Source organism: Mariniflexile soesokkakense (assembly GCF_039650365.1).
Taxonomy (GTDB): Bacteria; Bacteroidota; Bacteroidia; order Flavobacteriales; family Flavobacteriaceae; genus Mariniflexile; species Mariniflexile soesokkakense.
In genome coordinates this window covers 209163-227691 of the sequence record NZ_JAZHYP010000003.1, presented here as the reverse complement: position 1 = coordinate 227691, position 18529 = coordinate 209163, and the positions used below count along the sequence as shown (strand labels likewise).

At 33.6% G+C, this 18529-nt stretch carries 18 protein-coding genes; 11 read left to right on the top strand and 7 right to left on the bottom strand.

All coding sequences use genetic code 11. The annotated features are described in order from the left end of the window. Positions 1-120: 120 nt before the first annotated feature. The 10 genes from serS to VP395_RS07685 all read left to right on the top strand — a co-directional run bounded on the left by serS (position 121) and on the right by VP395_RS07685 (position 9548). The gene (gene serS / locus VP395_RS07730; protein ID WP_346241219.1) at positions 121-1392 is read left to right on the top strand and encodes a serine--tRNA ligase; all 1272 of its coding nucleotides are present in this window, start codon (positions 121-123) and stop codon (positions 1390-1392) included. 473 nt (positions 1393-1865) lie between these two features. After that, entirely contained in the window at positions 1866-3641 is a 1776-nt protein-coding gene (locus tag VP395_RS07725; RefSeq protein ID WP_346241218.1) for a tetratricopeptide repeat protein, read from the top strand. Between the two features lie 54 nt (positions 3642-3695). Next, the gene (locus VP395_RS07720; protein ID WP_346241217.1) at positions 3696-4022 is read left to right on the top strand and encodes a DUF4286 family protein; all 327 of its coding nucleotides are present in this window, start codon (positions 3696-3698) and stop codon (positions 4020-4022) included. A 121-nt stretch (positions 4023-4143) separates the two neighbouring features. After that, on the top strand, positions 4144-4917 hold the full coding sequence (gene rsmA, locus VP395_RS07715) for a 16S rRNA (adenine(1518)-N(6)/adenine(1519)-N(6))-dimethyltransferase RsmA (protein WP_346241216.1): 774 nt from the start codon (positions 4144-4146) through the stop codon (positions 4915-4917). 10 nt (positions 4918-4927) lie between these two features. Beyond that, positions 4928-6301 (top strand): magnesium transporter, encoded by a 1374-nt coding sequence (mgtE, locus tag VP395_RS07710; protein WP_346241215.1) that lies wholly within the window; start codon positions 4928-4930, stop codon positions 6299-6301. Between the two features lie 243 nt (positions 6302-6544). Then, positions 6545-7480: a 2-hydroxyacid dehydrogenase gene (locus VP395_RS07705; protein WP_346241214.1), complete on the top strand. Its 936-nt coding sequence runs from the start codon at positions 6545-6547 to the stop codon at positions 7478-7480. A 25-nt stretch (positions 7481-7505) separates the two neighbouring features. Next, positions 7506-7961 carry a DUF1801 domain-containing protein gene (locus VP395_RS07700; RefSeq protein ID WP_346241213.1) on the top strand — a complete coding sequence of 152 codons (456 nt, stop codon included), beginning with the start codon at positions 7506-7508 and terminating at the stop codon, positions 7959-7961. A 15-nt stretch (positions 7962-7976) separates the two neighbouring features. Further along, positions 7977-8348 (top strand): VOC family protein, encoded by a 372-nt coding sequence (locus VP395_RS07695; protein ID WP_346241211.1) that lies wholly within the window; start codon positions 7977-7979, stop codon positions 8346-8348. A 25-nt stretch (positions 8349-8373) separates the two neighbouring features. Then, positions 8374-8760 (top strand): VOC family protein, encoded by a 387-nt coding sequence (locus tag VP395_RS07690; RefSeq protein WP_346241210.1) that lies wholly within the window; start codon positions 8374-8376, stop codon positions 8758-8760. A 23-nt stretch (positions 8761-8783) separates the two neighbouring features. Next, positions 8784-9548, top strand: coding sequence for a sulfite exporter TauE/SafE family protein (locus tag VP395_RS07685; protein WP_346241209.1), 765 nt, complete (start codon positions 8784-8786; stop codon positions 9546-9548). 71 nt (positions 9549-9619) lie between these two features. Here VP395_RS07685 and VP395_RS07680 read toward each other — a convergent pair whose 3' ends face one another. From VP395_RS07680 to VP395_RS07670, 3 genes are read right to left on the bottom strand one after another with little or no spacing between them, the layout of a single operon-like run. Then, complete coding sequence (locus VP395_RS07680) at positions 9620-11449, bottom strand: GNAT family N-acyltransferase (RefSeq protein WP_346241208.1); 1830 nt, start codon at positions 11447-11449, stop codon at positions 9620-9622. 22 nt (positions 11450-11471) lie between these two features. Further along, positions 11472-12722 (bottom strand): aspartate kinase, encoded by a 1251-nt coding sequence (locus VP395_RS07675; RefSeq protein WP_346241206.1) that lies wholly within the window; start codon positions 12720-12722, stop codon positions 11472-11474. A gap of 1 nt (position 12723) precedes the next feature. Next, entirely contained in the window at positions 12724-13203 is a 480-nt protein-coding gene (locus VP395_RS07670; RefSeq protein WP_346241205.1) for a GNAT family N-acetyltransferase, read from the bottom strand. Positions 13204-13325: 122 nt separating this feature from the next. Between VP395_RS07670 and fbp the strand changes: the two genes are divergently transcribed. Next, positions 13326-14333, top strand: coding sequence for a class 1 fructose-bisphosphatase (gene fbp, locus VP395_RS07665; protein ID WP_346241203.1), 1008 nt, complete (start codon positions 13326-13328; stop codon positions 14331-14333). Between the two features lie 31 nt (positions 14334-14364). Here the strand turns inward: fbp and VP395_RS07660 are convergent, their stop codons facing one another. From VP395_RS07660 to VP395_RS07645, 4 genes are all read right to left on the bottom strand, one after another. Further along, positions 14365-16245: a SulP family inorganic anion transporter gene (locus VP395_RS07660; protein ID WP_346241201.1), complete on the bottom strand. Its 1881-nt coding sequence runs from the start codon at positions 16243-16245 to the stop codon at positions 14365-14367. A gap of 98 nt (positions 16246-16343) precedes the next feature. Beyond that, positions 16344-17000 (bottom strand): DUF2490 domain-containing protein, encoded by a 657-nt coding sequence (locus VP395_RS07655; protein WP_346241199.1) that lies wholly within the window; start codon positions 16998-17000, stop codon positions 16344-16346. 27 nt (positions 17001-17027) lie between these two features. Beyond that, positions 17028-17657, bottom strand: a complete 630-nt coding sequence (locus VP395_RS07650) for a carbonic anhydrase family protein (protein ID WP_346241198.1) — start codon at positions 17655-17657, stop codon at positions 17028-17030. Between the two features lie 41 nt (positions 17658-17698). Continuing rightward, positions 17699-18529, bottom strand: a complete 831-nt coding sequence (locus tag VP395_RS07645) for a universal stress protein (protein ID WP_346241197.1) — start codon at positions 18527-18529, stop codon at positions 17699-17701.

Below are 18529 nucleotides of genomic sequence, written 5' to 3'. Positions count from 1 at the left end.
CGTTATGCTGAACTTGTTTCAGCATCCCATAATCATTCAAAATTAAAAATAGATTTTACTTTCAAAAGAAGTCCAATTATATGCGCAATTCATTAAATTTGTCGCTTAAATTTTCAAGACATGTTACAAGTCCCTTTTATTAGAGAAAACAAAGATTTGGTAATAACCCGATTAGCAAAACGAAATATAGATGCTACTCAAATGATAAATGATGTTATTTCCTTTGATGAAGAAAGAAGACGTATTCAAACCGAATTGGATAATACCTTGGCAGAATCGAACGCAATTTCAAAAGAAATAGGCCACTTATACAAATCGGGTGAAGCACAAAAAGCGAATCTTTTAAAAGAGAAAACAAGTCAGTTAAAAGAAGCATCAAAAGAATTAAACGACGCACTTAACAATAAAACAGAGGAATTAAACCAATTGCTTTATAAAATTCCGAATGTACCAAACGAGATTGTACCAAATGGGAAATTAGATACTGATAATGTAGAAGTTTATAAAGAAGGTGATATTCCTGTATTGCACAAAGGTGCTTTACCGCATTGGGAGTTGGCAAAAAAATATGACATTATCGATTTTGAATTAGGTAACAAAATTACTGGTGCAGGTTTTCCTGTTTATAAAGGCAAAGGTGCCAGATTACAACGTGCATTAATTGCTTACTTTTTAGATAAAAATACTGCTGCAGGTTATACTGAATACCAATTACCACATTTAGTAAACGAAGCGTCTGGTTTTGGTACAGGGCAATTGCCAGATAAAGAAGGGCAAATGTATCATGTAACCGAAGATAATTTATATTTAATACCAACGGCAGAAGTTCCAGGAACCAACATTTTTAGAGATGTAGTGTTGAATGAAAGTGAATTACCAATAGGTATTACAGGCTACACACCATGTTTCCGTCGTGAAGCAGGAAGCTATGGTGCTCATGTTCGGGGCTTAAATAGATTACACCAATTTGATAAAGTAGAAATTTTACGTGTTGAGCATCCAACTAAATCACACGAAGCGTTAGATGGCATGGTAGCACATGTAAAAACTATTTTGCAAGAATTAAAATTACCGTACAGAATATTAAGACTTTGTGGTGGCGATTTGGGCTTTACTTCGGCATTAACTTACGATTTTGAAGTGTTTTCAACAGCACAAGATAGGTGGTTGGAAATATCATCAGTTTCAAATTTTGAAACTTTCCAAGCAAACCGTTTAAAATTACGTTTTAAAAACAGCGATGGTAAAAACGAATTAGCCCACACCTTAAACGGAAGCTCTTTAGCGTTACCACGTGTTTTGGCAGGTATTTTAGAAAACTATCAAACAGCAGAAGGTATTGTAATTCCTAAAGTTTTGCAAGCTTATACAGGTTTTAAAATTATTGATTAGAACAAAATACCGTACGCTTTAAAAAGAAATAAAAACCTACAAAAACACATATTTTTATTCTTTATAATCGACAAAGTGTAAATTATTAACGTTTTTTAACGATTTTATTCGCATTTCTTTTGCGTATTTAAAAATATTTTAGAAGTTAGAGGTACCAAATCTATTAAACCTACTAACCATGAAAAATATTAAACGCTTAGTAATTTTAATTACATTAATTTTTTTCGCAGGCAAAGTATTGTTTTCAGATTTTGAAATCTCAAAATCCGAAAGCAGAGTTACTGCTATTGTAAGTAAATAGGGATTCAATTCTTTAAAAAAAGACTGTCCCCAATCAGTATTACATCGTTTTTTAAATTAACGGTAGTTAATGGAACTTTTATTTTGGTTGGTTAGTGCCCGAATTTTTATTCGGGCATTTTTTTATAATTATATTAGCAGAAGCTACTCAGCCTATTCGTTATCTTTACAACATGAGAATCTTATTTATTTTATGTTTTATATTTAGTGCGCATGTGTACTCGCAAGACGATGCATTGGCTATAGATTACTATAAAAACGGGCATTTTGAAAAGGCGTTATTTGAGTATAATAAGTTGTATGAGCAATCCCCTTCAAACATTGATTACATTTCTAAAATAATTAGTTCTCATCAAGAATTAGAGCAATATGATAAAGCAGAATCATTTTTGTTAAAACTCATGGGACGTGTTAACTACCCAGCATTTATGGTTGAGTTAGGTTATAATTACCAACTTAAAGATGATTTAGAAAATGCTAGCACTTATTATAATAAAGCTTTGGCGAGTATTGACGAAAACCCTAGCAGTGTGTATTCCATTGTTAGAAGTTTTCAAAGCCATTCACTTATAAACGAATCGGTTGTTGCTTATGAAAAAGCCATGATACTAAAGCCAGATTACAATTTTAATCTGCAATTGGCACAGTTATATGGCGAACAAGGAAATATTGAAAAAATGTTTACAAGTTATGTTGATTTTGCACAATCAAACCCCATTGCATTAGGGAATATTAAACGCGCTATAAGTGATTTCATAAGTGAAAATAGCGAGAATGAAAACAACATGATATTCCGAAAAATTTTACTTAGAAAAGCACAACAAGAACCAAACATTCTTTGGAACGAGTTGTTGAGTTGGTTGTTTATTCAACAAAACGATTTTAAAAAAGCTTTTGCCCAAGAGAAAGCTATTTTTAGTAGGCAACCCGAAAGTTTGTATCGAATAGAAGAATTAGCAGATATTTCATTTAGTAAAAACGAACCAGAAACCGCTAAAGAAATTTACACATTTTTAACAACTACTGCCCAAGATTTAGATATTTTATTAGTGGCACATTATAATTTACTTCAGTTAGAAACCAAACAAAGCTCAAAAGAAAATTACAATACCATAGATGCTAAATATCAAGAGTTGTTTAATAAATTCGGAAGTTTTTCACAAACTTTAAAACTTCAAATAGCATACGCCCATTTTTTAGCCTTCAATAAAAATGAGACTAAAAAAGCAACCGCATTTTTAGAGAAAACATTGCAGTTACCACTTTCAGAAGTACAGCAAGCAGAAGTAAAATTAGAGTTAGGAGACATTTTAGTGTTACAAGAAAAATTTAACGATGCCTTAATTTACTACACACAAATACAACGGAATTTGAAAAACAGCATCATTTCGCAAGAGGCTCGTTATAAAGTTGCCAAAGCAAGTTATTATAAAGGTGATTTTAAATGGGCAGAATCGCAACTTAAGGTATTAAAAGCATCTACATCGCAACTTATAGCCAATGATGCTTTGGATTTAAAACTGCTTATTTCAGATAACAAGTATGAAGATTCTTTACAAATTGCTTTAAAACAATATGCTAAAGCAGATTTATTATCTTTTCAAAATAGAAATGACGAAGCTGTAACGCTTTTAGATAAAATTTTAAGTGAACATAAAACAGAACCCATTATACCGCAAGCATTATTTAAGCAAGCACAATTATTTGAAGATAAAGCACAATTTGATAAAGCAGAAGCAAATTACAATGCTATTATCACAAATTATGGTGAAGGTGTTTTAATTGATGATGCATATTTTAAGTTAGCAGAAATTTACCAAAATCAGTTAAATCAACCTGAAAAGGCAAAAGCACTATACGAGAAAATCATTTTCAATCATGCCGATAGCATTTATTTTGTAGAAGCCAGAAAACTATACCGCGCTTTACGTGGAGACGCTATTAATTAGATTGTTAGACAAGCTAGATTTAAACAAACATCAAAAACACAATACCCAAAACCAATGATAATATACAACGTAACTTCAAACATAGATGAATCCATTCACAACCAATGGTTAACATGGATGAAACAAGAGCACATTCCACAAGTATTGGCTACCGGTAAGTTTGAAAAAGCAACCTTAGTTAGGGTTTTAGTAGAAGAAGACATGGGTGGTGTTACCTATTCTGTGCAATACAAAACTCCATCACGTGAAGCTTTAGAGGCATATTACAAGGAAGATGCTCCAAAATTACGAGAGGAAGGACTTAAAAAATTTGCCGACAAAGTATTAGCCTTTAGAACCGAACTTGAAATTATAGACGAATATTCTGTTTCTTTTAATTAAAAAAACAAAAGAAAATAGAGAATAGAAAAAAGATAAACAATCTATCTTTGCACTTTCGCAAGAAAATCTTTTTATATTGGTGCATTAGTGGCAACAGCCAACACCTAAAACCCAAAACCCAATGACCGTTAAAGCAAAAAAGCATTTAGGACAACACTTTTTAAACGATGAGCTTATTGCACGAAAAATTGCCGATACGCTTACTTTAAAAGGTTATAAAACGGTTCTGGAAATTGGTCCAGGTATGGGTGTTCTTACCAAATATTTGTTACAAAAGGATGTTGCCACGCATGTTATTGAAATTGACTCCGAATCGGTAGCTTATTTACAGGCCAATTACCTAAATCTAGCATCCAGAATTATTGAAAAAGATTTTTTAAAATACGATTTAAACCAGGTGTTCAACGGTGAGCCTTTCGCTATTATTGGCAATTTCCCTTATAATATTTCAACACAAATTGTATTTAAAACTTTGGAAATGCGCGACCAAATTCCAGAGTTTTCAGGGATGTTTCAAAAAGAAGTTGCCGAACGTATTTGCTCTAGAGAAGGCAGTAAAGTATATGGCATTTTATCGGTATTGGCACAGGCGTATTACGATGCCGAATATTTATTTACCGTACCGCCATCGGTGTTCAATCCGCCACCAAAAGTAGAGTCGGGTGTGTTGCGCCTTACCCGAAAACCAGATTATTCGTTACCATGTGATGATACTTTATTCTTCAAAGTAGTAAAAACAGCCTTTCAGCAACGCAGAAAAACACTTCGTAACAGTTTAAAAACATTCAATTTAAGCGATAATTTAAGAGAAGATAGTATATTTGACAAACGTCCGGAGCAATTAAACGTGCAGCAGTTTGTAGAACTTACGCAGTTAATTGAAAAAGACATGTAAACATCGCATTTTGTCTGAAGAAATAGAAAACATACAATTTGAATTAACCGATGATTTAATCAATCAGGTAGAACGTCTCATTGAACAAAACAATGATAAAGCACTTCAAAAGCTTTTAAAAGACTTTCACTACGCCGATATTGCCGAAATTTTAGACGAGTTAGATTTAGATGAAGCCATCTATATCATCAAGCTTCTAGATTCGGAAACCACTGCCGATATCTTAATGGAGCTCGATGAAGACAATCGAGAAAAAGTATTAAGAAACCTGTCTTCAAAAGAAATAGCCGACGAAATTGGCGAATTAGATACCGATGATGCTGCCGATATCATTTCAGAACTTCCCGAAGAACGTAAGCGCGAAGTAATCTCCCATATTGAAGACGAAGAACATAAAGCAGAAATTGAAGAATTACTGGCTTATGATGAAGACACAGCGGGTGGACTTATGGCAAAAGAGCTGGTTAAAGTTTACGAAACCTGGACCGTTGCCGGTTGTTTACGTCGTATACGTGGGCAAGCTAAAGAAGTAACCCGTGTGCATTCCATATATGTGGTAGATAAAAAGAACAAGCTAGTTGGGCGTCTATCATTAAAAGACCTTATTGTTGCTAAAAGCGACCAAAAAATTGCTGAACTATCCAACTCAAGTGTCGATTATGTAAATGTACACGATGATGCTGAAGACGTTGCCAAAGTCATGCAAAAATATGATTTGGAAGCCATTCCAGTGGTAGATGATAATCACATACTTTTAGGAAGAATCACCATTGACGATATTGTTGACGTCATGAAAGAAGAAGCCGAAAAAGACTATCAGTTAGCCGCAGGTATTACCGCCGATGTTGAGGCAGATGATAGTATTTGGGAACTCACCAAAGCCCGTTTGCCTTGGCTACTTATAGGTATGTTTGGCGGCATTGGGGCGGCAAGCATCATCAATGGGTTTAGCGATGCCATGTTAAAATTCCCAGCATTATTAATGTTCATTCCGCTCATACAAGCAACCGCAGGAAACGTAGGTGTACAATCATCGGCAATCGTCGTGCAAGGTTTGGCAAACGATTCCATAGACGGCAGTATTTTAAACCGGCTCCTTAAAGAATTTTTATTAGGATTGGTAAATGGGCTCGCCATTGCCTGCATCGTATTGCTCATCAGTCATTTTGCCTTCAAAACTACCTATTTAGAGTCGTTAACCATCTGTATAGCCCTGATTTCTGTCATCATTATGGCAGCATTAATAGGCACCTTCATCCCCATATTTTTAGACAAACGCGGTATCGATGCCGCCGTAGCCACAGGGCCATTCATCACCACCAGCAACGATGTATTTGGTATTTTAATGTACTTTTTAATAGCCAAACTTATACTAGGCTTTTAAATAATTTGGGCGTTACCCTATCGGGTCGGGCTATCCATTCCAATCTTTTTAACAGTCATAGCGAGGAGTGAGCGACTTGGCTATCTGCCAATTATTTGCATAAAAGTTAATTTAATGTCAGCCAGTTTTAAAAAGGATTTCCATTTCTATCCCTAACGCAATCAATCAGTAAAATTAAGTTCAACTTTAATTTTCAGTATTGTTTATTTAAAACTTCATAAATTTACAGCCTAATATTTACAAATGAAAATCCTTCACCTAGATACCAATCACGAGCTACTCATCAATCAACTAAACAGTTTAGGATTCACCAATCACGAAGATTACACATCTTCAAAACAAGACCTAGAAGCCAAAATCAAAAATTACGATGGTATCATTTTAAGAAGTCGTTTTTCCATCGACAAACAATTTTTAGACGCTGCAACCAGCTTAAAATTTATCGGTCGTGTAGGTGCAGGTTTAGAAAATATAGATTGTGAGTATGCTACATCAAAAGGCATCGAACTTATTGCAGCACCCGAAGGCAATAGAAATGCTGTTGGCGAGCACGCTTTGGGTATGTTACTTTCACTATTCAACAAACTAAACAAAGCCGACCACGAAGTGAGGAATGGCAAATGGCAACGCGAGGCCAACCGAGGTATAGAACTAGATGGTAGAACTGTTGGTATTATTGGTTACGGGAACATGGGGAAGGCCTTTGCTAAAAAACTCCGCGGGTTTGATGTTGAGGTGCTGTGTTACGATATTAAAGATAATGTGGGCGATACCAATGCAAAACAAGTATCACTAAAAGAATTTCAAGAAAAGGTTGAGGTAGTTAGTTTACATACACCACAAACAGCTTTAACACTAAATATGATGAATACTCATTTTATCAATCAAATTAAAAAACCGTTTTGGTTTATCAATACAGCACGTGGTAAAAGTGTGGTGACTCAAGACTTAGTTTCAGCTTTAAAATCTGGTAAAATACTCGGTGCGGGTTTAGATGTATTGGAATACGAAAAAACTTCGTTTGAAGACATGTTCACTACAACCATGCCCGAGCCATTTCAATATTTAATTTCTGCCCAAAATGTACTTTTAACGCCACACGTTGCTGGTTGGACTGTTGAAAGCAAAGAAAAACTAGCACAAACCATTGTAGATAAAATTGAAGCAAAATTTTGTTAACTTTAGAAGTCTAAAAGTTAGCATTATGCAATACCATGCAAATTCACCTGAGGATTATATAAGTCAGCTTCCTGTAGAGCGGAAAGAGCCTGTTAAAAAATTACGCCAAATCATCAATAAAAATTTACCTAAAGGTTTTCAAGAAACCATAAGCTATGGTATGATTGGTTATGTAGTACCACATTCTATATATCCTGGCGGGTATCATTGTACACCAGAATTACCATTGCCATTTATGAATATTGCATCGCAAAAAAACTCAATAAATGTGTATCATTCTGGTGTATATGCTAAAGAAGAATTACACGATTGGTTTGTTGCCGAATATCCAAAACATTGCAAACGTAAGCTCGATATGGGAAAAAGCTGTATTCGGTTTAAATATATAGATGATATTCCCTACGAACTTATTGGTGAATTAGCATCAAAAATGACGGTTGATGACTGGATTTCTATTTATGAAAAGAATATTAAAAAGTAATTTATAAAAAAACAGATGAAATTAGGAGCCTTTTCAATAAGCCTTAGTGTTAAAGACATTAAAGCATCAAAACAATTTTACGAAACTTTAGGTTTTACGGTATTTGCAGGGGATATAGATAAAAACTATCTCATCTTGAAAAATGGGAATGCATTAATAGGGCTATTTCAAGGAATGTTTGAAAATAACATTCTAACATTTAATCCTGGATGGGACGAAAATGCGAGCAAGCTAGAATCTTTTGATGATGTAAGAACCATTCAAAAACATTTGAAAGCATCAGGAATTAAACTAGAAAATGAAGCAGATGAAAACACATCAGGACCTGCTAGTTTTGTAGTTTTAGACCCAGATGGAAATACGGTGCTTATTGATCAACATGTTTAATTTTTCAGAATTAATAAATTATAAAATGAAAAATAGAGTTACAGGTATTGGCGGTTTGTTTTTTAAAACGAAAGACCCGAAAGCAACTAAAGATTGGTACAAAAATCATTTAGGGTTTAATACTGATGATTATGGATGCACTTTTTGGTGGAAAGATAAAGCAGGGAACAAGTGCTCAACCCAATGGAGCCCTTTTGCTAAAGACACCAAATATTACGAGCCTTCAAAAAAAGACTTTATGTTCAATTATAGGGTTGAAAATTTGGTTGAGTTAATAACCGTTTTAAAAAAAGAAGGTGTTACAGTTGTTGGTAACATTGAAGAATACGAGTACGGAAAATTTGGCTGGATTTTAGATAACGATGGCAATAAAATTGAACTTTGGGAACCTATAGATAGTGCTTTTTTGTAATTTTTAAAACACCAAACACCAATTTGACTTATCTAGAAATTCTACAATCATTTCATTTAACTATATTTCAATGGGCAGCTATTTGTTTTGCCGTTTTTTTATTGGGTTTATCAAAATCAGGGATAAAGGGTATTGGGATTATTATTGTTGTGATACTGGCTTTTGTTTTTGGTGAAAAAACATCTACGGGTATATTACTTCCTATGTTGATTTTTGCTGACATATTCGCAGTTGTTTATTACAACAAACATGCGCAGTGGCAGTATATTAAAAAACTCTTGCCAGCTATGGTTATTGGAGTTTTAGTGGGTGTTTGGGTGGGTAATGATATTTCTGAAGTTATTTTTAAGCGCATCATGGCAGTTATCATTATTGGTTCTGTGCTTATTATGTTTTATATGGAGAACAGAAAATCCAACACCATACCAACCAATAAATGGTTTTCTAATTCAACAGGGTTTATGGCAGGTTTTACCACCATGGTTGGTAATTTAGCAGGCCCTATTTCCGATATTTATTTTCTTGCCATGCGTATGCCTAAAAACGAATTTATAGGTACAGCCGCTTGGTTGTTTTTTATAATTAACGTGTTTAAATTACCATTTCATATATTCGTTTGGAATACCGTAAGTGTTGAAACCTTGGTTTTAAATTCAGTTTTAATACCCATGGTTATTTTGGGGTTTTTCTTGGGAGCTTATATTGTGAAACTTATTTCGAATGTTAATTACAGACGTTTTGTACTTATAGTCACAGCTTTGGGCGGTATCATTATGTTGTTTAGGTAGTGTTTTATAGGGGTTTACAGACAGAACTGTGCATATACTGTTTTAAGAGATGTTTGTTAAAATATCGTAATTTAATCCTCGTTGTTCTCCATTAATTTACGCTCCAATTCTGCTTGAAACTCTTCCATAACGGGGCGCACAGTACTTTCGGGTAAGTCGGCAATTTTAATATACATCAACCCATCAACCGAGTTGTTAAATAAAGGGTCTACATTAAAGGCCAGTAATTTGGCGTTTTGTTTTATGTATTTTTTAAGGAGTACGGGTAGGCGTAAAGCACCTGGTTCAATCTCATCGATAATTTTATCAAATTTGTTTAAATCGGCTTCTGTTTCATCAAAAACAAAGTCTTTATCGGCATCTTTTAGTTTTACTTTAAATTCCTTTTTAGGGCTTACATACTGTGCTAAATAAGGGTCGTAATAATGCGACTTCATAAACTCAATCATCAACGATTTTGAGAAATTTGAAAACTGATTGCTAATACTTACGCCTCCAATTAAAAATTTATGTTCAGGGTAACGCAAAGTAATATGTACAATGCCTTTCCATAGTAAAAATAACGGCATTGGTTTTTGTTGATATTCTTTAATAATGAAAGCGCGCCCCATTTCGATAGACTCACTCATCATTTTATATAACTCAGGCTCAAACCTAAAGAGGTCTTGTAAATAAAAACCATCAATACCGTACCGTTCAAAAATTCTAGAGCCTAAACCCATTCTATAAGCTCCTGCAAGTATTTTACTTTCGTTATCCCATAGAAACATGTGGTGGTAGTAGTTATCAAAAGCATCTAAATCTATGGCTTCATTAGTGCCTTCACCAACTTCTCTAAAAGTAATTTCGCGTAAACGTCCAATTTCACGTAGTATATTAGGAATTTTAGAAGCTTCAGCTAAAAAAACTTCGTAATTTTTACTTTGTAATAACCTAGAATCATCTTTACGTAGCGCTTCTACCTCATTAATCATTAACGCATTATCAACAGGTGTTACAATAATTTTTGGCGCTTTAGGTGTTTTTAAAGTAGATTGAATGTTATCTAATATTTTTGATTTATTTTCAAAAGCATTGGATAGCATATAGGTTTTTCGTCTTAAAAATTCTGAAAAATCTTCAAGAGAGGTATGTTCTTTTTGGTCTTCAACCGAAATAGGTTTTCCTATCCGAACTTTAATAGTACGTCGTTTTTGGGTTAATACTTCCGAAGGTAATTTGGCAGTTCTAAACGTATCGCTAATTTTAGAAAGTTTATAGAATAATCTGCTATTTTTAGCATGAAAATAGATAGGCACAACAGGAACTTCGGCTTTTTTAACCAATTTCATTGCCGATGCTTCCCAAGGTTTATCAACCACCAATTTTCCATCTCTATAAGTTGATACTTCGCCTGCGGGAAAAATCCCTAATGGTTTTCCTTCTCTTAAATGAAGAATGGAATTTTTAAAACCTACAAGACTTGACCTTACATCCTTTCGTTCTTCAAAAGGATTTACAGGCATAATATAAGGCTTCATGGGCTCGATTCGGTGCAACAAAAAGTTAGCAATTATTTTAAAATCGTTACGCTGTTCAAGCATTAGTTTTAAAAGCAAAATCCCATCAATACCTCCAAGTGGGTGGTTTGAAACCGTAATGTAAGCGCCATCTTTTGGTAGCCGTTTCAAATCTTCTTCAGGAATTTCAAATTTTATTTGAAATTCATCTAAAATTTTATCTAAAAAATCGACCCCTTGAAGGTGTTTGTTACGCGTGTAAAATTTATTAAGAGTTGAAATTTTAAGCACTTTCATAAGTAGCCACCCAATAAACGTACCTATAAAGCCATAGTTGTCTACGTTTATTACTTTAGCCACTTCTTTAGCTGTAACTAATCCTGAATCTTGTTGTTTGGTCATGACTGTAAATGTACTAAATTGTTTATTTACTTACTACTTGAACAGTTTCTTGTGTTAATTGTTTTAATAACACGGTTTTACCTTCTTCAATTTGATCAATCGAGTTTTGTGTGTAATGCCTAATGGTGTAAAGTGATACGTTTTCGTGACAAGTTACTTTAAATTTCGCTTTTAAATGATGTAATAGTTTGTCAAGATTGTCGTAAATATTATCGACACAAACCGAAAAACTAATGGCTGAATTTTGAATAACATCCACTTTCATTTTATATAAGTGCAATAAATTAAAAATTTCGCTAATATTTTCTTCAACAATGTATGAAAAATCTAAGGATGATAATGAGATTAAAACTTGATTTTTCTTTACGATAAAACAAGGCACCATGGGGTCTAAAGTAATATTTCTACCTATACGTGTACCAGGAGCTTCTGCGTTAAAAAACGACTTTACATACAAAGGAATTTCTTTGCCCTGTAGCGGTTGTAAGGTTTTTGGGTGAATAACCGATGCCCCGTAAAAAGCTAATTCGATAGCTTCCCTGTAGCTTATTTTGTTAAGCAATTGGGCATTTTCAAAATAACGAGGGTCGGCATTTAAAACCCCAGGCACATCTTTCCAAATAGTTACATTGTTGGCATTTAAACAATAGGCGAAAATAGCAGCGGTATAATCGCTGCCTTCTCTACCTAAAGTGGTTGTGAAATTATTGGGGTCGCTGCCTAAAAACCCTTGGGTAATGTTTAAAACCGTTTTATTGAAATTTGATGAGATACGCTGTTGGGTTTCTTCCCAATTGACGTTTGCACTTCTATAATAATTATCGGTTTTAATGAACTCGCGAACATCTATCCAGTTGTTTTTTAGGCCGATAAAGTTTAAATATTCACTAATAATAGCTGTTGAAACCAATTCGCCATAGCCTATAATTTGGTCGTAAACAAAATTATAGTCGGGTGATTTATTAGAAGCTAAAAATAGATTGAGTTCGTTAAAAAACCCAGTTACTTTTTTAAATACTTGATGATTTTCGTTTTCAAATAAATCTAATAGAATTTCATTATGGTATTTTTTAACCTCTTGCAAAGCACTTTGTAATTCGGCATTATTGTCAAAATAATTTTTAATAACTAGCTCTAGTGCATTGGTTGTTTTACCCATAGCAGAAACAACAATTAAAGTGTTTTTATAGCCTACTTTTTGTAATAAAGCGGCAACATTTTTAACACCATTAGCATTTTTAACCGATGCACCACCAAATTTGAATACCTGCATATTATAAGTTTTCTATATAGTCTTTTATACCTTGTTCGCTTAAATGAACCACATTCCAATCATGCAAAACACGAGCGCCTTTTTTCTCATAAAGAGAAATGGCAGGTTTGTTCCAATTTAATACTTCCCAATTAATACGTTTAACACCTAACTGATGCCCATATTTAATAACTTCGTCTAATAGCGCTGTGCCTAAGCCAGAACCACGCATAGATTCGTTAACAATTAAATCTTCTAAGTGTAAAATCTTGCCTTTCCATGTGGAGTAGCGATGAAAAACTATGGCAGTGCCTTCTACTTTATTGTTTACTTCAGCAACAAAACATCTGAAGGCAGGGTGTTTGCCAAAGCCATCATTTTCTAGGTCACTTAAGGTAATTTCGACGGCATCTGGCTCGTTTTCAAAAATAGCTAGCTGTTTAATTAATGATAACACTTGTATCATATCCTCTTTTTTAGCTTTTCTAATTGTGAAACCCATAAATTTTTTTTAGTTATTTCAAAGATAACTTAAAGTTGACTATTTCAAAGGCTAAACTTGGGCGAAAACGTTGTAGTTCATTAAAAAATAGTAGATATTTGTAGTACTTAAAAAACCAATTTATGTCTCATAAAAAGCAAACCTTAGGAGAATTTATTATTGAAAACCAATCATCTTTTAAATATTCTTCGGGCGAATTATCTAGTCTCATTAATTCTATTAGACTAGCTGCCAAAGTTGTAAATCATGAAGTTAATAAAGCAGGGTTAGTAGATATTATTGGAGCTGCTGGTGATACGAACATACAGGGAGAAGACCAACAAAAGTTAGATGTTTATGCCAATGAAAAATTTATTCAAACACTTACAAATAGAAATATAGTTTGTGGAATTGCCAGTGAAGAGGAAGACGATTTTATTGCTATTAATAGTCAAGATGAAAACCATCAAAACAAGTATGTTGTGTTAATAGATCCGTTGGATGGGTCATCAAATATTGATGTTAATGTGTCTGTAGGAACTATTTTTTCAATTTACAGACGCGTTACACCCGTAGGAAGTCCAGTAACCATTGAAGATTTTTTGCAGAAAGGAAGTCAACAAGTAGCAGCTGGTTATGTGGTTTATGGAACCTCTACGATGCTGGTTTATACAACAGGTGCTGGAGTTAATGGATTTACATTAAATCCTGCTATTGGGTCGTTTTATTTATCGCATCCTAATATGCAGTATCCTGAAGACGGGCATATTTACTCTGTTAACGAAGGAAATTATATTCACTTTCCGCAAGGTGTTAAAAATTATATTAAGTATTGCCAAAAAGAAGAGGGAGATAGACCGTATACCTCTAGGTATATAGGTTCCTTGGTGTCCGATTTTCATAGAAACATGATAAAAGGCGGTATATATTTGTATCCAAAATGTTCTTTAAATTCTAATGGTAAATTACGTTTGTTATATGAATGTAACCCGATGGCCTTTTTAGCAGAACAGGCCAATGGAAAAGCCAGTGACGGTTTTACAAGAATTATGGATATTAAACCAACCGAATTACACGAACGTGTGCCTTTTATTTGTGGTAGTAAAAACATGGTGGAGAAGTGCGAGGAATTTATGCGAGATGCTCAATAAAAAAGATATACTTAAAAAAATGCGAACTTACTTAGTTCGCATTTTTTTTGTTATATGAATTATTATTCTGAACTATTATCCATTTAATACAATCATCAAAAGTTTCAAAGATACGCTCTCTTGGCATTAAATCAGGAATAATGTCAATCCGTTCCATCATATATTTTGGTTGATCGAGTAAATCAACAAATAATGCAGTTATATTGTTTTTGTTAAGTTCTTGTAACACATCTTCCATGGCATATAAGCCAGATTGATCCATATACTGCATGCGGTCTAAACGAATAATTGCCATAGAGGCTGTTTTTGGGATTTGAGCTGCTAAGCTTTGAAATTCATTTGTTGATCCAAAGAACAAAGGGCCTTTAATATGTTTAATAAAAACTTTTTCTTTTAACTGTTCAGGGAAACCAAGTTCATCTTTCCAAACTTCTTCTTTTAAAGATTTAACATCCGAACGTTCAGCAGTTAAATCGCCAATTTTTTTCATAAACATTAAAGATGCAATTACAAGTCCTATCCCTACGGCATACACTAAATTCCAAAAGGAGGAAAGTAGTAATACAACAATCATTATAATAACTTCTGAACTTACTTTAAATGGACCAATTTTAGCGTCTCTTGGTAAACTAGGAATCGCTTTAAGCCCTTTATAGTCCATTACGCCAATACCTACGGTAATTAATATACCTGCAAGTACAGCTGCAGGGATTTTTGATGCAATAGGGCCAAGACCCAATAAAATGATAAGTAGCATGATTCCTGCTATCATACCAGAAAGTTTTGTTTTCCCTCCAGAATTGATGTTTACCACTGTTCTTATGGTTGCACCAGCTCCAGGAATACCACCAAAAAGGGCACCAATACTGTTACCAATACCTTGACCTACGAGTTCTTTATTAGGCCTGTGTTTTGTTTTAGTCATATTATCGGCTACAACACTTGTTAATAATGAATCGATAGCACCTAATAGAGCTAAAGTTAATGCCGTAAATATAAAAGGAGTTAAACCCGCGATGGTAAAATTTGTGAAAATTTCTAGATTAGGGACTGGAATACCACTTGGGATTTTTTCAATTGGCCTGTAATTTAAACCAAAAGCAATGGCACTACCTGATACAACTACCAAGGCAACCAGTGTGCTAGGTATTTTGGTTGTAATGCGTTTAAATCCATAAATAATGAATATGGTTGAAAGTGCTAAAACTAATTCTAACCAGTTAATACTTTTTATGGCACGTGGCAATACTTTTAAGGTGCCTAAAACACCGGAAGCTTCATTTTTTGCTAGGGTTTTAGATTCTTTTAAAATATCGCTAGCGGTTATATTTTCAGCGCGATTTACTGTTTCTTTAAAATTTTCTAAAACTAAAATACCCTCGCCTGCTTCTTCTTTTAAAATGTTTTCCAGAATTAATTCTTCTGCTTGGGGCTTAAATTCTGTTACAAACTCTGTGTCTTCGTTTGGGTAGTATCCTATTGAAGGTAAAATTTGAGTAACTAGAATAATAACACCAATGGCTGTCATGAAACCGGAAACCACTGGATAGGGAATGTATTTTATGTATTTACCAAGCCCTAAAATGCCCAATCCAACTTGCATAAGACCAGCCAATAAAAAAACAGTAAGTATGGTTGGCAGTGCTTTTTCAACATCGCCATCGTTTACAGCAATAATGCTTGCAATAACAACCATACTAACGGCCGTCATGGGAGCTGTTGGTCCTGAAATTTGCGTATTAGTGCCTCCAAAAAGTGCTGCAAAGAAACTTAGAAAAATGGCACCATAAAGTCCTGCACTAGGGCCAAGGCCTGATGAAACCCCGAATGCCAGAGCTAATGGTAATGCAACAATACCAGCGGTAATACCGCCAAAGGCATCTCCTTTTAAATTTGAAAACAGGTTTTTCATATATAGTTTAGTATTAAGATTTCTAAGTTAATTATTTAAAATCAAGAAAGAAACTAATATATATAAAAGTATTGATGTCTTTTTAAAGTTGCTTACTTTTAGAAATTTATAAATGCAATTACATTAAATTGATCTCTGCTAGAGTTTTCGAAAAACTGATTCATATAACCAGTTTCTAGTTTTATGTTTTTATTTAAGTTGTAACCTAAACCGCCAAAAACCCTATTTCTATCAAAAATAGCACTTTTAGTGTTAATAAATAATTCGTTATATGCTGAAAAATAGCATTTACTGGTTTCGGAAAAAGGAATGTTTAAACCTAAAAAATAACGAAAGCGCATTTTAAAATCATCTTCAACAAAGCGTTGTTCAAAACGATATCTATGGTTTAAGCTTACACTGCCTATAGATTGTTTTGATGTAAACTGTTGAAATATTCTATGCTCGTTAATGCTTACCTTGTTATCAGTACCTCCTATATAGTTTTCAGATAGGATATAGCCATATCCTAACAAAATGTTATTTTTACCTTCATTAAAGGTATAACCTAAACCAGTTCTTATAAGTAATTGCTCTAAATCGCCAATAGCATCATAATTTCGGTATTGAATTTCGTTATGGATGTTCCATTTGGAATTTATTTTTTTATTTCCAATGTATATAAGCCAATTTCCAAAATTACTGTCTTGCGCATCAATAAAGTTAGGTAGCACTAACGCGATTGTTAGTGCTAACATACTTATTCTTTTCTTCATAATTTGTTTAATAATGTTGTGTGTTTTTTATTCGAAGAATGTTACTGCACCTGTAGTGATGTCGTACATAGCTCCAACAATATCAATTTCATTTTTATCTTCCATTTCCTTTAAAATAGGACTTTGTTTTCTTATATTCTCAATAGCTATGTAAACATTTTTTTCTGCTACATTGTTTACAAAATCCGAATTTTTAGAATTTCTTAAACTATTGTCTGTAGGTTCTTCAACAGCTTCAACTGCAGGTTTTATTTTGCTTAGCATGGTGGTTAAGTTGCCAAGTTTAGCATCGTCGCAAGCACCTTTAATAGCGCCACAACTGGTGTGCCCTAGTACAACAATTAGTTTCGTGCCAGCTAATTTACTTGCAAACTCCATACTCCCTAAAATATCTTCGTTCACAAAATTTCCAGCTATACGAACGCTAAAAATATCGCCTAGACCTTGGTCGAAAACCAATTCGGCAGAAACTCTAGAATCAATACAGCTTAAAATAGTAGCAAAAGGGAATTGCCCTTCTCTGGTGTCATTAACCTGTTCTAGTAAGTTACGGTTTGCTTTTAAATTGTTTTGAAATCTTTGATTTCCTTCTTTTAAATATTGTAATGACTTTTGAGGCGTCATGGTTGCCTGCGTTTCTTTTGTGTGTGCTTTCATAATGTTTTATTATTTTAATTTTTTCTATTTAACCAATAATATCATTTTTGTAATGAATAATTTTTTTTACCTGTTAACAGGAGTGAGACATTAAGTTTGTCTATAATATACCTAATATCTTTTTGAGCTGATTTTGATTTCTTTTTTGAGCCAGTTTCTGATCTCTCTAGACATAATAGGTTGATATTGTTTTTTGATACATAATTAGAAAGAGTATCAATTGAATTATCATTATGTTCAAAAACATAATCTATGGTGTCGATAGTAGATGAATTAGTTGCTTCATGCAAATTGCTCGTTTTTTTAACTATTTTAAAGGATTTTATTGGTTTATCGGTATGAGCCATTAAACTTTCAGTAATAGTAGTGTTAAGCATGGTATCATTAGCATCTAATACCCCTAATGATAATTTTTCATGGGGTTCTAATACATTATTGGTATCTGCAATTAATATCGTACCGTCAAACTGTTTTAAAATAAACTGCGTAATATTATCGCCAACTAAATTTAATGGGCTGGATTTTTTCTTTCCTAATACAATTATATCAGGTTTTATTTCCTTTATTTGGTTGCTTATTTCGTGCTTTACATTACCAATGGTACACGAATAATTTATGTTTATTTGATGATTTTCAGAAGCGGTTTTTATTAATTTTTTTATTTTATTATCGGTAGCAGTATAATCGTGATTTATGCTACGAATTGCCGATAATTGATTGTCCCTTTCAACAACATCTATAGCCTTTTTTACATAAAAAAAGTCTATTTCACCATGAATCATTTGAGCAAAACTTACAGTGCTTTTAAGCATACTGCTTGTAGATTTTTTTAAATCTGCAAGCAGTAATATCTTATATGGTTTCTTTTTCAT

Bases quoted from the DNA above. Each gene is read 5' to 3' on its own strand.
- VP395_RS07680 (WP_346241208.1), bottom strand. From the start codon at position 11,449: ATGACCAAACAACAAGATTCAGGATTAGTTACAGCTAAAGAAGTGGCT.
- VP395_RS07670 (WP_346241205.1), bottom strand. From the start codon at position 13,203: ATGGGTTTCACAATTAGAAAAGCTAAAAAAGAGGATATGATACAAGTG.
- VP395_RS07650 (WP_346241198.1), bottom strand. From the start codon at position 17,657: ATGAAAGCACACACAAAAGAAACGCAGGCAACCATGACGCCTCAAAAG.
- VP395_RS07655 (WP_346241199.1), bottom strand. From the start codon at position 17,000: ATGAAGAAAAGAATAAGTATGTTAGCACTAACAATCGCGTTAGTGCTA.
- fbp (WP_346241203.1), top strand. From the start codon at position 13,326: ATGTCTCATAAAAAGCAAACCTTAGGAGAATTTATTATTGAAAACCAA.
- VP395_RS07695 (WP_346241211.1), top strand. From the start codon at position 7,977: ATGAAATTAGGAGCCTTTTCAATAAGCCTTAGTGTTAAAGACATTAAA.
- VP395_RS07705 (WP_346241214.1), top strand. From the start codon at position 6,545: ATGAAAATCCTTCACCTAGATACCAATCACGAGCTACTCATCAATCAA.
- VP395_RS07675 (WP_346241206.1), bottom strand. From the start codon at position 12,722: ATGCAGGTATTCAAATTTGGTGGTGCATCGGTTAAAAATGCTAATGGT.
- VP395_RS07690 (WP_346241210.1), top strand. From the start codon at position 8,374: ATGAAAAATAGAGTTACAGGTATTGGCGGTTTGTTTTTTAAAACGAAA.
- VP395_RS07645 (WP_346241197.1), bottom strand. From the start codon at position 18,529: ATGAAAAAGAAACCATATAAGATATTACTGCTTGCAGATTTAAAAAAA.
- serS (WP_346241219.1), top strand. From the start codon at position 121: ATGTTACAAGTCCCTTTTATTAGAGAAAACAAAGATTTGGTAATAACC.
- rsmA (WP_346241216.1), top strand. From the start codon at position 4,144: ATGACCGTTAAAGCAAAAAAGCATTTAGGACAACACTTTTTAAACGAT.
- VP395_RS07700 (WP_346241213.1), top strand. From the start codon at position 7,506: ATGCAATACCATGCAAATTCACCTGAGGATTATATAAGTCAGCTTCCT.
- VP395_RS07660 (WP_346241201.1), bottom strand. From the start codon at position 16,245: ATGAAAAACCTGTTTTCAAATTTAAAAGGAGATGCCTTTGGCGGTATT.
- VP395_RS07720 (WP_346241217.1), top strand. From the start codon at position 3,696: ATGATAATATACAACGTAACTTCAAACATAGATGAATCCATTCACAAC.
- VP395_RS07725 (WP_346241218.1), top strand. From the start codon at position 1,866: ATGAGAATCTTATTTATTTTATGTTTTATATTTAGTGCGCATGTGTAC.